Genomic DNA, 16690 nt, shown 5'->3' with positions numbered 1-16690 from the left:
CGGTCATCAGGTCAGATCAAGGCGGGCTTCCCTGCGGCTCGATCTTTTTCCGGCAGCGGCGCTACCGGAACAATCGCGGCGAAGAACCACGGAGACACCAGCGTCACCAGCAGAATGGTCATGACACCGCTGGAAAACAGCGCCATCGCCACCAGTGCGCCCAAATCGACAATCGGCTTGAAGTCGGAAAACAGCAGCGCCATGAATCCCACGGAGAAAATCACCACGTTGACCACGGTCGAACGGCCGACGCTGTGCATCGCCTGCAAAATGGCCGCGTCGATATGAATGCCTTGCTGCACCAACAGTTTGATCCGTGACAGCAGGTGCACCGCGTAATCGACCACACCCACCACCAGGAAGGTCACCAGCGTCGTACCGATGTTCAGCTCGATGCCGAACAGGAACATGAAGCCATAGACTGTCACCGAGGTGGTCAACAGGGTCAGCATGCCGAGTACGCCCAACCGTACCGACTTGAGCCAATACATCATCATCAGCGTGACCACCAGCAACGCCAGGGAAAAACTCAAGACCTGGCCCTGGGTGATTTCCTGCAACACGCCGGTCCAGATCAACGGCGTGCCGGCGTGCGTCACTTCGAGATTGGCCGGTTTGTTCACCAGCAACCAGGCATCGAGCTGATCCAGCATGGCCTGGTAGTCGCTGGCCACCGACGACGTCATGGTGTACAGCGTCAACGCCTTGGAATAGTCGGCGTTGAGCACATTATTGAGGTCCGAGCCGCCGCCGTTCTCGAACAGCATTACGTGTTGCTCGATCAGTGAATTGCCCGGCACCTCGAACCGCTCGACCTGCCCCTCATCATTGACCGACGTCACCTGCTCCAGCGCCTGGGGCACGCGCAAGTAGTCGGGGTTCATGTCGTTGAGCACTAGGTTCATACGCTTGACGTAAGTCGCCAGGGAATAGCCGTAACTGACGTGCGGTTGCTGCTTGATGAAGTGGTCGAGCTTGTCGATGAACTGCACCACTTCAGTGGTCAGCACGCCGCGCGGCTCTTTGCTGTCGATGGCGATCCAGCCCGGTGCCGTGCCCGCGACCCCGGCTTGGTTGATGAACTCGTCCGAAACGCGAATATGACTCTCGGGCTTGAAGTAGGCGATGCCCGAGTCTTCGATATCGACGCGAAAGGTGAACACCGTCATCAAGATCAGCAAGGGCAGCGTCACGATCAAGATCGGTTTGCGCCACTGGATCAACCGCGCGCAGAACGCCACCAGATAACGCGAAATGATCGATTCCTTGTGCACGGCAGCGAGGGTTTTCGGAGTCTGGTCCTTGCCCCAGATCGAAATCCAGGCCGGAATCAGCAACAGTGAAATAATCAGCGCCGCCGTCAGGCCGATGGACATGAATACGCCGAAATTGCGGATGCTGACGATGTTGTTGGTCGTGGAAATCATGAAGGTGGCGATGGTAGTCACCGTCGTCAACACCACCGGCACCACCATCAGCCGTTGCGTCTCGCGATTGGCTTCACGGTTACTTTTACCGGCGTTTTTCTGCTCGTAATACTCGGCCATCACATGGATCGCATCCGAGCAGCAAATGGTGAACAGAAACACCGGCAGGACACTGGTCAGCAAGTCGAACGGCACCCGCAACAAAGCCATCAGGCCCAGTGTCCAGATGGTGCAGAACAGAATATTGAACAGCGGCAACAGCACGCCCAGCGGTTTGCGGAAGAAGAAAATCAACAGCAGGGTGATCAACAAAAAGACAATCGGAAACAGCACCGCCAGGTCATGGTCGATGATCTCCTGCTGGGCCGCGATGAAGATCGGCATGCCGGCAATGAAGATCTCATCCTTGAACTCTGGGTGCGCTGCCTGATAGTCCGCGACAATGCCGCGCACGATCTGGTAGGCGCGCAGTTGCGCCTGGGCGTCGTCTTGCTTGGTGCCCAGCTCGGCCACCAGCATCGCGACTTTCTTGTCCTTGGAGACGACCCCGTCGACCATCAGCTCGTTGCCCATGATCTGCGACTCGACCAGCGCCGGGTCCATGTCGTAGGCGTTGAGGGTCTTGTGGATCAGCAACTCGCCATCGCCGGTCAGCACGATGTTTTCCAGGTCGCCCATCGACGCCATTTCACGGATCGGGTTGATTCGCTCGGCGAGAAATGTCAGGAACAGCTGATCATGGGCATCCCAGTTCTGGCTCTGGGCGTAATCACGCAGGGCCTTGGCCTGGGCGTAGTCGTTCTGGGAAAAACCGTTCTCCAGAATGTCCCGCGCCAGCAACTGTGCACGACTGTCGTCTGGGTGCTTCGCAACGATTTGCGTCAACTGTTCCTTGTCGGCGTCGTTGGCCAGGATCATCTTGCGCAACGATTGCGACATCGAAAACAGGGCGTTGAGGGTCGGCTTATTGAACACCGTCTGCGGGTTGTTGATTGCCACCATCACCGAGTCAAACGTGCCGGTGAATTCGCTTTGCAAGTCGATGATGGTCTTGCGCGCCGGATGGGTTTCCTTGAGCAAGTAAGGGTTGGTGTCGGAGATCAGCGAGCCCAGCGTATAGGTGAAATACGCCGTGACCGCCACCAGCAGGAAAACGATCGCCCGCGCATAGCGCTCGACGAAGTTCAGGTATCTTTCCATGATCATGCGTTCCAGGGTCGTCGGGATCGGTGCTTAGCGGGCAGACACGGCAAAGTCCGGCACATCGCCGGTTTTCAGCCCGCGCTTGATGGCGGTCTGGGTGAACAAACGGTCTTCCAGTTGCACGTTGTATTGCAGGTGGTTGAAGCGCATCTCTGAACGCGTGCCGTCGATGAAGTGTTCGGTTTCGCTCAACACGATGCTGTCGATCGAGTCGATGGTGTCGACCTTTTGCGTGCGCATCTGCTTGACCAGCACGCCTTTGACGTCGAAGAAATCCTGACGCATGACCAGGAAATTCTGCTTGTCGATCCACACTTTCAGCTTGTTGTAGCCAGTCTTGGCCAGCACCTCGGGCGACGCCGGTTCACGCTCGATCACGTAGCAGTCGCGGCCCTTGACCTGTTCTTCGCCGACCAGCGTCTGGGTGTAATCCTTGACCCGGATCTTGTCCAGGTCGGCGTAGGAGTACTCGCTGCCCATGAACGAGCCGCGCTTGTCGGTGGTGGAGATCCGCCGCGTCTGGCGGCTGACCGGCAAGTACATCCACTGGCTGTCTTCCTGGCCCAGGGTTTCGTGGGGGTTTTCGATATGAAAAGCCACGTCGCGCACGTCAGTGGGGGCGGAGAAATACATGCTGAATTTGTCGCTGTCCGGGTAATCCTTTTGCAGGTAAGTGAACTCGCGAACCCGGGTATTGCCCTTTTTGTCGTGGAGGATCAGCGACACTTGGGACATGAAGCTTTTGCCGTCGTTTCGATCCCGCACCTGGCGGATGATTTCATCGGCATTCTTGCCGTCGGCGGCGGTGGCGCAAGCGCCGCTCAGGATCAATGCGGCGGCGGTCAGACTTTTGAATAGCGGCAACATGGGAACTTCCCTTTTCGTCAGATGAATATGGTCGAGCCCATGCGCCAGGGGCACGCAGGCGTCATAGGGTTAAAACAGGTAACCGGCGGACAGCCGCACTTGGTCGCGGTTGTCGTACTCGCCGAAGGGCTTGTCGGGCTTGCCGAAGAACACATCCACTTCCAGCCCGAGCTTGATCCAGTCCACCGGTTTGTAAGTGAAGATGCCTTGCAACAGCGCATCGTCGTTAAACGGTGGCGAGGCGGCGACCACCAGCCGGCTCTTGAGTCGGTCCTGCCAATGGGTGCCCTCGGCGGATAAGGTGAACAGGTGCTCGCGCTTGTCTTGCAGCATGCCGTCCTGCCAGTCGAGCAATTGCTGTTGCTGCCACTGCACGGAAATCAGCCAGTCACGCAGCAAGTAGTCGACGCCCAGCAACGACTTGACCATCGAGGTGCTGTCGGCGCCGTAAGCGCGGGTCGGATTGGTCACCCGCCAGTTGTCGAACCAGGCAATTTCGCTGCGCACCACGATGCTGTGACCGGCGTCGATCGCGAGCCCCGCGCCGCCCATGGTGTAACGGGGAAACTGGCGTTCCAGTCGCGTGCGGCCGTCATCGGCCAGGCCTTCGACGGCGTACACCGGGTCCTGCTGGCGCGCGTTCAGTGCGACGAAACTGGTGTCCACCGAACCGATGCGGCCGTTGGCGCTCAGGCCATACGAAAAGCCCTTGTCACCGTCGTAGCCGGGTTTGGAATCGAGCAGGAAATACTGAGGATCCGGCGCGGCAAACAGCGGCGCGTCGAACTCGCTGCCCGCCACCGGCGGCTGGTTTTTCACAAAGTCGGTGACCCACAGCGCCTCCAGTTCCCACTCGCCCACCGGTTGCGCAAACCGCACCATGGGCACCGCGATCCGGCTGTCTTCCAGTAGAGGAGTCAGGCCATCGCGATAGTCCACCGGGTTGATCTGATCAAGCACCCGCAACTCATCGGCACGCCCCCAGACCACTTGCTGCCAGCCGACAGTCACCTCGCCGTCGCCCACCGACTGGCCCCAGTACAAATGCCGCCAGTCGGCGTCGAAGCGGTATTTGTCCCGCGCCCGCTCGCTGTACGGATTGTTGCCGTCGTAGCGGGCGTCGTAACGCACCCGGCCCTTGGCCTTGTAGTAACCACCGTCCCAGTTGTCTTCCAGGTTGGCCTTGAAATACATGGCCTTCTGGGTGATCTGGTCGTCACCGTGCAGGCGCAACGCGGTGGCGACGCCGACCTCGGCGTCGGCGTAATCCGGCTTGAGGTCGTCGACCGTCAATTCAGCCAGCGCCGGCGGCGCGACCATGCAGGCCAATACCGCCCACGCGGCACGGTTAATGTGTGATCCCGGCATGGTTACATTCCCAACCCGACACCGCCGTCGATCACCAGGCTCTGCGCGGTGACCCCGCCCGCTTCGGGGCTGGCCAGGTAACGCACCATCGCCGCGACTTCTTCGCTTTGAATGAAGCGGCGCATCGGCAGTTTTTTCTTGGCGTTGCGCAGGATCTGTTCCTGGGTCAGCCCGGCAATGGCCGCTTGCGCCGCCAGTTCACCTTGCAGCATGGGCGTGTCGATCCATGCGGGCAGAATCGCGTTGACGGTGATCAACCGTGGTGCCAGGTCCAGCGCCAGGGCTTTGGTCATGCCGACGATGCCGTGCTTGGAAGCGCAATACGCGGTGTTGCGGACCTTGCCGGCGCGGCCGAGGATCGACGACATGTTGATGATCCGCCCGCGGTCCGGCATCAACGGCAGGCACAAAGAAGTGACGTAGAACGTACCGTTGAGGTTGACCGAAATCACCTTGTGCCAGTTGTGCAAATCTTCCGGTTCGTTCTCGTTGCAGATGCCGGCGCTGTTGACCAGCACATCGACGTAGTCCACCTGTTTGGCGAGCATTTTGAAGAAGGCTTCCATGCCCTCCAGGTCGGCAATGTTCGCCGAATGGGTTTCGACACGGGCCTTGATCTGTCCGTGTTGCTCGTCGACCCAGCGTTGCAGTTCCGGTAAATCCAGATCCAGCAGGATCAAGCGGTGCCCGGCATCGGCGGCAAAATTTTCTGCCACCGCCCGGCCGATGCCTTTGGCGGCACCAGTAATCAGAATGGTCCGGCTCATGGCATCTTCAACCCGCCGTTGACCGGCAGGACCTCACCCGTCAGGTACAAACCGCGATCGGCGATGTACAGCACCGCCTCGGCTATCTCATGGGGTTCGGCGTAACGCTTGATCAGCAACCGTGACTGGATTTCCTGTTCCTGACTGCCGATCAGCGCCGTGCTCATTTCGGTGTTGACGATGCCCGGCGCCACCGCATTCACCCGAATGTTGCGCGGCGCCAGTTCCACTGCCAGGGCACGGGTCAGCGCTTCGACACCGCCCTTGGCCGCGGCATAGTTGCTTTGCCCCTTGCCGGGTTTCTGCGCTGCCACCGAGCTGATGTTGACGATGCAACCGCTGCGCTGGCGCATCATGCCCGGCACCACTTGCTGACAGCAGAGCAAGGTGCCGATCAGGTTGGTCTGGATCACCTCGACGATGTCGCGGCTTGGCATCGTCGCCAGCAACCCGTCACGGGTGATGCCAGCGTTGTTGACCAGCAGATCGACGCGCTGGAAATGCTCGTCGACCCGTTCGAAAAAGCCTTTGATGCTGTCGCCGCTGCTGACATCGCATTGCAGCGCCAGGCACTCGAGGCCCAGTGCCTGAACCTCGTCACGCAAGGACATGGCGGCCACTTCGTCGCGTACATAACTGAATGCAATCTGATAGCCCGCGCCGGCCAGGGCCAGGACAATCGCCCGGCCGATACCACGACTGCCACCGGTCACCACTGCTACTTTATTCGGCATGACCGTTCCTTAGAGTGAGTTGTCAGTCTTGAACTGCGCGAGGCTGAAGCCGTGGGTCGCGGCCAGGGCACGAATCTGCTGCACTTGCTCGCGGCTGATATCGCCGTAGGAGTAGTGCTGTTTCATCCCGGACAACCCCATCAACACCGACTCCGCCATGCAGGCATACAACTGGCCTTCCTTGAGGTAGGCGCGCACGTTACGAATCAGGCCATCGCCCAACGGTGTCTGGACAATCCCGCCGTGCATGTACAACACGTCGGCCCGTTGCCCGGAGAGGTTCTGATCGACGTTCAGCGGCACCGCGATGTCGCAGATCACGCTGTTTTCGGCGAAGTGATCGGCACCGAGAAACGGTTGAGGGGCATTCGCCGCACAGAGCACGATGCGCGCCTGTTTCAGCACCTCAAGGTCATTGCTGACCGTGATGAACGCATTCGCCCCCAGGTGCTCTTCGACCAGACGCTGCACTCGTAAACCGAGGTCGGCGCCAGCACCGTGGGCCTGCAACAACGCGTCGATGCCGTCGAGTTTCTGCAAGCGGCTGGCGAGGCGGTCGTACTCGGCGACACCTTTGAGAATCGCGCGGGCGGCCTCGGCGTAAATCAGCTGGGCGGTCTTCTCCAGGCGCCGCAGTGAGCCGTCGCGACCGCTGCCGATGAGGATCAGGTGTTCGACACTGGTGGACAGCAACGAAGCGTAAGTCGAAGCAATGTTGCCCGCCGCACCGACCACCGCCGCCGTCTGTTGGCTCAGTTCCAGGCCTTGCTGCTTGCAGCCTTGCTCGATCGCTTCCAGGCCCATGCCGATGGTCAGCGCATTGCCGGAAGTCAGCGCCATGTCGGGGATTTTCAGCGCCTGACAGTTGTTGGTGACGATCGAGGTGTACATGCCCAGACCGGCCACACTGTAGCCATCCGCCCGGGCATCACGGATGCGATTACCGACTTCGTCGCGGATGGTGTCCAGGTCGCCACTGGCGATGTACGCAGCCATGGCATCGGAGTCCATGCACAACGGGTACAGGGTGAATTCCACGGCGGTGCCGAGTTTCGAACGAATCAGCACCGGGCCGATTGGCGCAGCACGCCGCTCCGGGGCCATACGTTTGATGAACTCGCGCTTCTGTTCGGCGCTGAGGGTCGACAGCGACGGGTCAACATCACTGAGCATGTCGGAATCGATCAGGTGATTGATGAACGCCACGCGCGCCACCACGCGAACGTTCTCGTCAGGCTTTGGGAGGTTTTCAGGTTCCTTGAAGTTCACCTCGCGGGCCGGTACTTCGGGGATGCTGTCGGCGCAAACACCCGCCGCCAGCGGGAAGGCATCGCGGCGACGCAGCATGTCGCAGACCTTTTGCAACGAGCCGATCAAGCCGTCGATTTCCTCGAAGGTGATGCACACCGGCGGCTCCAGGCGAATCACGTTGGCGTTGCTGCCCGACGGCGCGACCCGCAGCGATTCGAATTGCAGCAGGTAGCCGGCAATGATGTAACCCAGCGCATCGTTGTACTGCGCCGACGCCTGCACCAGCGAACTGGTGCCGGTCAGGTCGTGCAGTTCGAACCCCAGCAGCAACCCTCGACCACGCACGTCGGCAATCACGTCCGGGTACGCGGCTTTGAGTTCGAGCAATGACGACTTGAGGTATTCGCCTTTCCTGTTCACCTCCTTGAGCATCGCGCTGTCGTTGGCAAACAAGCGGCGCAATGCCGACAGGGCGATATGGCACGAGGCATCGTCTTCGGCGAAGGTCGAGCTGTGGATGTAGCTGAAATCGTTTTCGTAGTGGCTGGCACGGATGACCGTCGCGGCAATTTTCATCAGGCCACCGCCCAACGCTTTGGACAGGCAGTAGTAATCGCCCTGCAAGTTGAAATGGCTGGCGCCGAGCAAAGTGCCGGTGCGGCCGAAACCCGATTGCACTTCGTCGATGATCAGCGGGCATTGCTGCTCGTTGCACAGGCGACGCAAGCCCAGGTAGAACTCGTTGGCGAACTCGTTGATGCCGCCCTCGCCCTGGATCGGTTCGAGCAACACCGCCGTGATCGCGCTGAAAGCGTCACGACGTACCTGCAAGGTCTCGCCGCTCCACTCAAGGCTAAGCCAATGCCGCGTATGGCGGGCCGGCAAATCCAAGAGGTGCTGGGGTTGCTGCGGATCGATGAACTCGACGTTAAGGCCAAAACGGGCGAACGGCTGACGGTACTGTTTGCCGTACGTCAGCTGGACGGTGTTCACCAGTTTGCCGTGAAAGCTGCCGCGAAGGGCGACGAATACCGGCTCGACATGCAACTGCGCGAGGTTGTGTTGACGCACCGCTTCCACCACTTGGCGCACGGTCACGTAGGACAGATTTTCCGGCAGCAATCCGACGGGCAGGTCGAGGTCATCAACGTCCAGTTCGACATAGGCCTTGTCGCTGGCGGTCAGGTTGGCCAGGGCGAAATCCCGTTCGTCGAACTGCTTCTGCAAGGTTTTCTGACGGCGGTATTCGGCATGCTTGACGGCGATTTCCACCGACTCGGCGCCACTGTTGGAGAAGGTCGAAATGTAGCGCTCGTTGTTGTTCAACTCCCGATTGAACGCCTCGCTGAGTTCGCGCCCCAGCATACCGGCGGCGCCACGCACGGACATCTGCGCATTGAACGGCACATCGGCGCGCAACAGGCCGCAGAGTTGGTCGACGAACTGCGGGTCATTGTGGCCAAACAACGCTGCACCGTAACCGCCCAGAAAGTCGGTGACGGTCACCTCTGCGCCTTGTTTGTCGAGGTAAAACAGCTTGCTGCCCAGCGCCCGGTGGAACTGGCATTCCAGGCCCAGGGCCTGCATTAATTCAACGAATTTAGGTCGTACGTAATCGCGGTAATCCATAAAAGTCATATCCCTTGATCAGAAAATAGAAGCGATTCATTACGTTCAAAACGGCTGACCGGCCGCCTGATAGTCGAGCTGGTAACAGGCGCTGAAACCGTTGTCGTCACGGTTGATGATCAGGCAGTCGCGCAGCACCGCGTCCCGGCCCTCACCGAGCACAAACGGCAGCTGCGGTTCCACCGGTTGCTGCAACCCGATGATCGGCGGCACACGCTGGTCCTGCAGTGCATGACGGGCCAGGATCAGGTCGACCAGGCTCGGCGCGCCGCTGAGAATGCCGGTCACCGGCACGCTACTGGTGATATGCGAGGCACCGGCGCGGGCCAGCGTCCGTGCCAGGTCGGTGTCCTTGTGCGGATCGCCACTGGCGCTGCTGACCAGCAGATCGACCTGCTTGTCCGGCAGGTTCAACGACCCCAGTCGTGGATGGGCGGTGAGTCCCGACAGGCAGGTCTGCGGCCCATCCGGTAGATCGTCGGCCCGGCGCAAAATCAATGCCGCCGCGCCTTCACCGGCAATCCCACCCGTGCCTTGGCGATCGAATGCACGCAAGGTTTGCGAACCGTCGGTGCTGATCACGCCAGCCTCGGCCAGTGCGGCCAGCGCCAACGGATCGAGTTCACTGCCGGCACCGACCACAATCGCCGCATCGATACGACCGCTTTGCAACGCCGCGCATGCCTCGCGCAACGCCGCCAGATTGCCGGCCACGCCTTGCATGTAGGCGTTGCATTCGCACTCCAGTTTCAGCGCCAGACTGACAACCCCGAGCAAGCCGTTGCTCAGGCTCTTGAGCACCAGGAACGGGTCGAGCGCGCGCTCCCGCAACACCCGTTGAGCAAGGCGCCGCATGTCGGCACCGGACTCATCGCGGCACTCGTGGAGCAACTCGCCATAGGCCGCCAACGACGGATGGGTATAACCGCCCTGGCAGCAATAGAGGCCGTAGCGCAGCCCGTCATTGCCTGGTTCAAGCCCGGCTTCGACCAACGCCTGACGCACCGCGCTGACGCCCCAGATCACGGCCGGCGGGCAGTAACGCTGGAGGTTCTGGGCCACGTCCTGGCGACTGGTTTGATGGTCTTCATCACTGACATGCCCGAACGCCGTCACGCGCTCACTGTGGAACAGTTTCGACTGCAGCAAAGCGATACCGCTGCGGGCTTCACTGGCCGCTGACCAGAAGCGTTGCACGCCCCAGCCGCTGGGTAATACGCAACCGCTGCCGGCGATGGCAACGCGCACAGTAGCGCCCGTCATTGTCCGTGCTCCCGATATTTGCCCAAGGCCAGCGAAGTGTTGAGGCCGCCAAAACCGAAGGAGTTGCTCAAGGCAAAATCCACCCGGCGGCTGACCGCTTGTCCGGCGCAATAGTCCAGGTCGCATTGCTCATCGACCTCATGCAGGTTCACTGTCGGCGTGACCAGATCGTTCAGGCACGCCAGCGCGGTGACCATGCATTCGGGTGCGCCAGCAGCGGCAATCAAATGCCCGAACTGCGACTTGTTGGCGCTGATGGCCAGGGACCGGTAGTGCTTGTGCTCGGCGAACACACTTTTGATCGCCAGGGTTTCGGCGACGTCATTGAGCGGCGTCGAGGTGCCGTGGGCGTTGATCAGATCGATCTGTTGCGCACGCAGGCCGGCGTCGTCCAGCGCGGCTTGCATCGCCAGCGCCGCGCCCCGACCTTCGGGTTGCGGGGCGGTGACTTTGTAGGCGTCCAGGCTGCTGCCGAAACCGAGCACTTCGGCATACGGCGTCGCTCCTCGCGCCAACGCATGCTCAAGGCTTTCCAGTACCAAGAAACCACCGCCCTCGCCGGCAATCAGGCCACTGCGATCACGGTCGAATGGCCGGCACAAATCGACACCCCAGCGCTGTTCGCTCGATGCCGCGCCGAGCAGGTACAGCGCGGCCATGGTGTCGAGGTTCAGCACCGAATCGGCGCCGCCGGCAATCGCCACGTTCACTTCACCGCGACGAATCATCTGAAAAGCATTGCCGATGGCCTGGGAGGCTCCGGCGCAGGCGCTACTGATATTGATCACCGGACCTTCGCAACCCAAACCGTCGGCAATCACCCGAGCCAGTCGATCATTGCTCTGACGCAGCGAGCCCTCGGTACTGACCTGCCCAGCGCGGGGCATCAGGTGTTGCCAGCCCGGGGTGCAGCCATCCGGTGCCTGGGTCAACAGCATGTCGGCCAGCATGTGTTGGGGCGCGCCCGAAGCGCAGAGCACGGCGGCTTCACGTAGCTGTTCAGGAGCAAGTCCGCTGTCTTTCACCGCTTGGGTGGCGGCCACCCAGCCAAAACGGCTGCGTTTTTCCAATGCAACGGTCCAGGCCGGGTGGTCCTGCAGGGCCTCAGGCAACAGGCTCATATCCACGGCCGCGGCGTAGCGCACCGGGAACGTGCCGTCTTCCACCCCGTCGGGCTGCCATGGACGCACGCAATGTTCGGCGCCAAGCATTTTTTCCCAGAGGGTCTGCCATTCGAAACCGAACCCGGTCACGGCGCCCATGCCGGTAATCACAATCCGTGTCGCACTCATGTGTGCTTCTCCATGGTTTCACTGGCCAGCAGCAAGGCGCCCCAATGACCGGCGCGGCTATGGCTGACCAACAGCGTATAGCCCGGTGTCGCCGAAGCGTTGTGGGTAAGGTGCAAGGCCAGCGCGATTTCGGTCAGCAAGGCGCTGGCACCAAGATCACCGGTCATGGCATGAGTGCTGCGAACGTCCTGCGGTCGGTCGGCGAACAGGCTCATCAGTTGCGCATCCTCGGGGTTGGCGACGATTTGCTGGACGTCACCGAGGCACAGTTTTTCCAGGCTCAGTGCCTGGTCGATCACCCGCCGGGCAACCGCTGCGCCCCGTTGCGGATCAGCGCTGTAACCCCGGGCGAACCCGGCAATGCGCAAGGCCATCGGGTTGGTGCGCGAAGGCGTCGAGCCGAGCAGCAGTGCCGCGGCGCCTTCGCCATAAGTCGGCTCGTCTGCCTGATAGGGTTCACGCAGATACAGGGCGGGCGTCAGGTTCGGACTGCTGCTGACCACCAGCGCCGCTTCGGCACGTTGCTCGACAATTTGCTGGCAGGCTTCGATCAAGGCATCGAGCCCGGCGTTTTCCTGGGAACAGAACCCACCCATCGGCCCGTGGCATTGCAACGCTTCGGCCACGTAGGCCATCACGCTGCTGTTGAGCAGCATCAGGGCATGCAGCGGCGGTGTATTGGCCAACAGTTGCGCCAGTGGCTTTTGCGGTTGCTCGCCGATCGCTTGCACTGCGTCCCAGCAAGGGCTTGGCGCGTCGACTTCTGGAATGGCCGCCGTCAGGGCAATCCGTGCCGGCGGCAGTTGCAGGGCCGCGAGCGCGGGCGCCAGACGCGCCGTGCAATGCAAAAGCCGCAGGCCTTGAGGTTCGACGCTGCGCTGGATTTTGCGGTCGAACAGATCGCTGGCCAGACGCGGTGTCGGCAGCGGGTATGCCCGTCGCGTCGCGTCAAATGCCAGCGGTTGCGGCGAAGGTGGCGTTCCGAGCAGGTCGGCACATTCGCTGCCGGCGGCGTTCAGCACGGCGGCAGAATGGATGAAAACGGCAATGCTCATGTCATGCCCTCCCCAGAACCAGCGAGCTGTTAACACCGCCGAACCCGAACGAATTGGACATCACCACATTGATCGACTGACGCACGGGCTCGCTGAGAAACTTCAGAGAGGGGTATTCGGCGCGGTCGTGATCGTAGTTCAAGGTCGGCAACAGCACGCCGTCCCGCAGGCTGATCAATGACAGCACCGCTTCAATCGCGCCGCTGCCCGCCAGGGAATGACCGATGGCCGATTTGTTGGCAGTGAACGTCACATGTTCCTGGCACTCGCCGAACACGCGCTGCAAGGCCAAAGCCTCGCAGCTGTCGTTGGCCTGGGTAGACGTGCCATGGGTGTTGACGTGTTGCACGGCGCTGCTGAGCAGCCCGGCGTCTTCGATTGCAGCTTCCATGCATTCCTCGTATTTGCTGCCGTCCCGGCTGCTGGAGGTCATTTTTTGTGCCTCGCACATATTCGCGTAACCCAGCACGCGCCCCAACGGCGCGGCTTTGCGACGTTGCGCATGCTCGGCGGATTCGAGAATGATCATGGCTGCGCCCTCGCTGATCACGAAGCCACAGCGGTCCGGCATGAACGGTCGACTCTGCTCGCTTGCCGGCAGGTCGGCCTGGCACAGCGCGCCCAGGCTGTTGAACATGTAGTACGGCAACTCGTTGGCCATCAGTTCGACGGCACCGCAAATGGCCAGGTCGATTTCACCGCGCTCGATCGCCCGGTAGGCGCTGCCGATCGCCATGGTGCCGGCGGCGCAGGCATCGGAGTGGGTCGAAATGTGATCGCGGATACCGAGCATCTCGGCCAGGTGCTGGGTCTGCTGATCGACCCGGCGCCCGAAGACCGCGCTCGACGCCGCCGGGTTATCCAGCAGTTGATCCAGATCGACACGCCCGGACTCATCCATGCAGCGACTGGCCCGGTGCAGATCGTGACTGTCCGCGCAGTACTTGTTGGCCCCCAGGAACAATCCACTGCGGGTGTGAGCAAAGGCTGTCGGGGTCAGACCGGCATGCTGAATGGCTTGTCGAGCGACGAACTCGGCCAGCACACTTTGCCGTGGATGCAGCGCAGCATTGCCGCCGAAACCCGCGGCGATCTGCTGCCACTGGCCGTCATCGATAAACCCGGCAGCGCTGTTGTTGAAGCCCAGCGCCTTGAACCGTGGATGTTCGCGAACACAGGACTGCTTCTGGCAGATCCGCTCGAACAACGTGGCGGCGTCCAGTGCCATGGGCGCCACCAGACCGAATCCGGTCACATAGACTTCTCGTGCCCGCATGAGAACTCCTACACCGTCTCTTTGACGTGAGTGGCCACAAATTGCTCCACCAGTTGGCGTGAAACCTCGTCGCCGTCGGCCGGCACCAGCCGCGCACTGCACGCGTCACAGACCACTTGCTGACGTTCGTTCAGCACGGCTTTTTGAGCGCCGCAATCGGGGCAGTTCTGCGGCAGATAGTTGAAGAGGTTGCGGCACTGTTGCGCCCAGTTGCGCACGGTGGTGGCGGCAAATACCTGCGCCGGTTGCATGCCGGACTGGAGTTGATCCGGGGAGTAGGCGCTGAGGCTCTGTTCAAGCAAGGCCTTGCCGTTTTCAGTGATGCGACCGCTGGCCAGGAACTCGCCGGCGTCGCCGCAGACAGCGACGGCGTGATCGAGCACGCTGGTTTTGGGCAAGGTGCAGCCATACTGACGGCCCAGTTGAAAACTCAGGTCGACGATGTCCAGCGAATCGGCGCTGAGATCCTCGACGATACTGCTGTTCTCATCGATATCATCGACGCTCATCACCAACAGTTGCGCGAGGATCTCGCGGGTGCTGACAATGACGTTTTCCAACTCCAATGGATTGTTCATCTCTATCTCCCTATATCGTGATTGCTTCATGAATTCCGTATGTGAGAAGTAACTTTTCCCACAGCAACTTCTGACGCGGCGGAAATCTAAACTCTGCCCTTAAGGGGAGAGTCAACGAACTATTCAAAGTTTTTTAACCACTTGAGACAGACGTCCTAACAGGCCTGCGCACCGCACTCGATTGGTGCGAAGCCCCATGCCTGTCGACTTATTTACTTAACAAAGGCTGCGTATGGTGGGGTGCACACTGTATCGCCGGCTAAATAGAGAGGGGCTCGAAAGTATTAACTTCTGGCTGACAGCACAGACGTACCAATAATAAAAACCGGATAAGAAAACAGTTATAACTTCATAACTTTCAACCTAGCCCTTAGATAATGCGTATTGAGGATTTAGAAGCCGACCAGGCAAATCGGCACAGCGCTTCTGGGTAACTGAGTGTCGAGCACAGACAACTGACCGAGTGCGGGGCGCTATAGGGTGCGGCTTCAGTTCTCTAATCCACTGCCCCGGAGTCCACATGACCGCACCTATTACCGTTCTTCGCGATACTCATCCGCTGCCGGTGCTCGACGCCTGCAAATGGGAAAAACTCGAAGGCGACCCGCACACCGTCAACCTCAACGCCTACACCAGCGAAGACGGCAGCAAGATCATGGGCACCTGGATCTGCACGCCGGGCAAGTGGTATGTGGAATACGTGAAGTGGGAATACTGCGATTTCCGCGAGGGGTATTGCATCATCACCCCGGAAGGCAAAGAGCCGATCCATCTGCGTGCCGGTGATATTTTCGTCATTGAGCCGGGGATGAAAGGCACGTGGGAAGTGGTTGAAACCGTGCGCAAGTATTTCGTGTTTGCCTGATGCAAAAAACCGGGAGACCACCCGACGTGGTCTCCCGGTAAATACGCATTCCTTGTGGCGAGGGAGCTTGCTCCCGCTCGGTTGCGAAGCAGCCGTAAAATCAGCAACTGCGTTTTATCTGACGCACCTCGTTCACGGGCATCAGGTCCGCTTCGCGAACCAGCGGGAGCAAGCTCCCTCGCCACAAAAGCCTTTAATCACACTCCCCGGAAAACTTCTTACTGGGGTTTTCGATAGCTGTTGATGATCGCCGAGAAGTCCTTGCCACCCTCCCCACGCTGGCTCATCGCCTGATACAACTGCTGGGCCACCGCGCCGAGCACCACCGGTTGGTGCGCCTGACGTGCCGCCTCAGTGGCCAGCCCCAGATCCTTGAGCATCAGTTCGGCACCGAAACCACCGGTATAACCGCGCGAGGCCGGTGCCGTTTCGACGATGCCGGGCCACGGGTTGTACATCTCCGAACTCCAGCAACGCCCGGTGGAACTGTTGATGATTCCCGCCAGCACGGTGGTGTCTATGCCGAGGGCATCGCCCAGCGCCATGGCTTCACTGACGCCGACCATGGAAATCGCCAGCAGCAGGTTGTTGCAGATCTTGGCGATTTGCCCGGTGCCGACTTCACCGCAATGAACGATGTTGCGGCCCATCTGCGCCAGCACCGGTTGCAGGGTCGCAAACAGTTCAGGCGTGGCGCCGACCATGAAAGTCAGCGTCCCGGCCGCCGCACCGCCCGTACCGCCAGAGACTGGCGCATCGGCCATGGCCACGCCTTGCTTGGCCGCAGCGGCTGCCACATCGCGCGCAGTCTGCGGGTCGATGGTGCTGCAGTCCACGGCTGGCACGCCTTTGCCGATACCGGCGAGCACGCCGTCCTCACCCAGCCACACGCTGCGTACATGCACAGCGGCGGGCAGCATGGTGATCACCAGTTCCGCGCCTTGCGCCGCTTCACGGGCCGAAGCGCTGATGCTGCCGCCCAGTTGTTCCAGCTCCGCCAGAACGGTTTTGTTCAGGTCCACCAGGCTCAGTGCGTGGCCGGCCTTGATCAGGTTGCGCGCCATCGGTGCGCCCATGTTGCCGAGACCGATAAAAGCGATTTTCATGTCCCGCTC

At 60.7% G+C, this 16690-nt stretch carries 13 protein-coding genes; 1 reads left to right on the top strand and 12 read right to left on the bottom strand.

Annotation, left to right across the window (positions count from 1 at the left end):
• Nucleotides 1–11: 11 nt before the first annotated feature.
• The 11 genes from RHP74_RS03955 to RHP74_RS03905 all read right to left on the bottom strand — a co-directional run bounded on the left by RHP74_RS03955 (nucleotide 12) and on the right by RHP74_RS03905 (nucleotide 14710).
• Nucleotides 12–2627, bottom strand: a complete 2616-nt coding sequence (locus RHP74_RS03955; protein ID WP_311097935.1) for an MMPL family transporter — start codon at nucleotides 2625–2627, stop codon at nucleotides 12–14.
• A gap of 33 nt (nucleotides 2628–2660) precedes the next feature.
• The gene (locus tag RHP74_RS03950) at nucleotides 2661–3497 is read right to left on the bottom strand and encodes an outer membrane lipoprotein-sorting protein (RefSeq protein ID WP_010463723.1); all 837 of its coding nucleotides are present in this window, start codon (nucleotides 3495–3497) and stop codon (nucleotides 2661–2663) included.
• Between the two features lie 69 nt (nucleotides 3498–3566).
• Complete coding sequence (locus RHP74_RS03945) at nucleotides 3567–4865, bottom strand: DUF1302 family protein (protein WP_010463724.1); 1299 nt, start codon at nucleotides 4863–4865, stop codon at nucleotides 3567–3569.
• Between the two features lie 2 nt (nucleotides 4866–4867).
• Entirely contained in the window at nucleotides 4868–5632 is a 765-nt protein-coding gene (locus RHP74_RS03940; RefSeq protein ID WP_010463725.1) for an SDR family NAD(P)-dependent oxidoreductase, read from the bottom strand.
• Complete coding sequence (locus tag RHP74_RS03935) at nucleotides 5629–6366, bottom strand: 3-oxoacyl-ACP reductase family protein (protein WP_010463726.1); 738 nt, start codon at nucleotides 6364–6366, stop codon at nucleotides 5629–5631. The genes RHP74_RS03940 and RHP74_RS03935 overlap by 4 nt, the downstream gene beginning before the upstream one ends.
• A 9-nt stretch (nucleotides 6367–6375) precedes the next feature.
• The gene (locus RHP74_RS03930) at nucleotides 6376–9246 is read right to left on the bottom strand and encodes an aminotransferase class III-fold pyridoxal phosphate-dependent enzyme (RefSeq protein WP_311097932.1); all 2871 of its coding nucleotides are present in this window, start codon (nucleotides 9244–9246) and stop codon (nucleotides 6376–6378) included.
• Between the two features lie 45 nt (nucleotides 9247–9291).
• Nucleotides 9292–10509, bottom strand: a complete 1218-nt coding sequence (locus RHP74_RS03925) for a beta-ketoacyl synthase N-terminal-like domain-containing protein (RefSeq protein WP_311097930.1) — start codon at nucleotides 10507–10509, stop codon at nucleotides 9292–9294.
• Nucleotides 10506–11801 carry a beta-ketoacyl synthase gene (locus RHP74_RS03920; RefSeq protein ID WP_083375108.1) on the bottom strand — a complete coding sequence of 432 codons (1296 nt, stop codon included), beginning with the start codon at nucleotides 11799–11801 and terminating at the stop codon, nucleotides 10506–10508. Before RHP74_RS03920 ends, RHP74_RS03925 begins: the two co-directional genes overlap by 4 nt.
• The gene (locus RHP74_RS03915) at nucleotides 11798–12856 is read right to left on the bottom strand and encodes a beta-ketoacyl synthase (RefSeq protein WP_172792203.1); all 1059 of its coding nucleotides are present in this window, start codon (nucleotides 12854–12856) and stop codon (nucleotides 11798–11800) included. Before RHP74_RS03915 ends, RHP74_RS03920 begins: the two co-directional genes overlap by 4 nt.
• 1 nt (nucleotide 12857) lies before the next feature.
• Nucleotides 12858–14132 carry a beta-ketoacyl-[acyl-carrier-protein] synthase family protein gene (locus RHP74_RS03910; RefSeq protein WP_010463731.1) on the bottom strand — a complete coding sequence of 425 codons (1275 nt, stop codon included), beginning with the start codon at nucleotides 14130–14132 and terminating at the stop codon, nucleotides 12858–12860.
• Nucleotides 14133–14140: 8 nt separating this feature from the next.
• A complete protein-coding gene (locus RHP74_RS03905; RefSeq protein ID WP_010463734.1) occupies nucleotides 14141–14710 on the bottom strand; it encodes an acyl carrier protein in 570 nt (189 codons plus the stop codon).
• A gap of 520 nt (nucleotides 14711–15230) precedes the next feature.
• Between RHP74_RS03905 and RHP74_RS03900 the strand changes: the two genes are divergently transcribed.
• Nucleotides 15231–15575, top strand: coding sequence for a cupin domain-containing protein (locus tag RHP74_RS03900; protein WP_007946320.1), 345 nt, complete (start codon nucleotides 15231–15233; stop codon nucleotides 15573–15575).
• A 218-nt stretch (nucleotides 15576–15793) separates the two neighbouring features.
• Here the strand turns inward: RHP74_RS03900 and mmsB are convergent, their stop codons facing one another.
• The gene (mmsB, locus tag RHP74_RS03895; RefSeq protein WP_077747330.1) at nucleotides 15794–16681 is read right to left on the bottom strand and encodes a 3-hydroxyisobutyrate dehydrogenase; all 888 of its coding nucleotides are present in this window, start codon (nucleotides 16679–16681) and stop codon (nucleotides 15794–15796) included.
• Between the last annotated feature and the right edge of the window lie 9 nt (nucleotides 16682–16690).

The sequence above is a fragment of the Pseudomonas sp. SG20052 genome, from assembly GCF_031766055.1.
GTDB classification, from domain to species: Bacteria; Pseudomonadota; Gammaproteobacteria; order Pseudomonadales; family Pseudomonadaceae; genus Aquipseudomonas; species Aquipseudomonas mandelii.
This window is presented reverse-complemented; position numbering and strand designations above follow the sequence as displayed.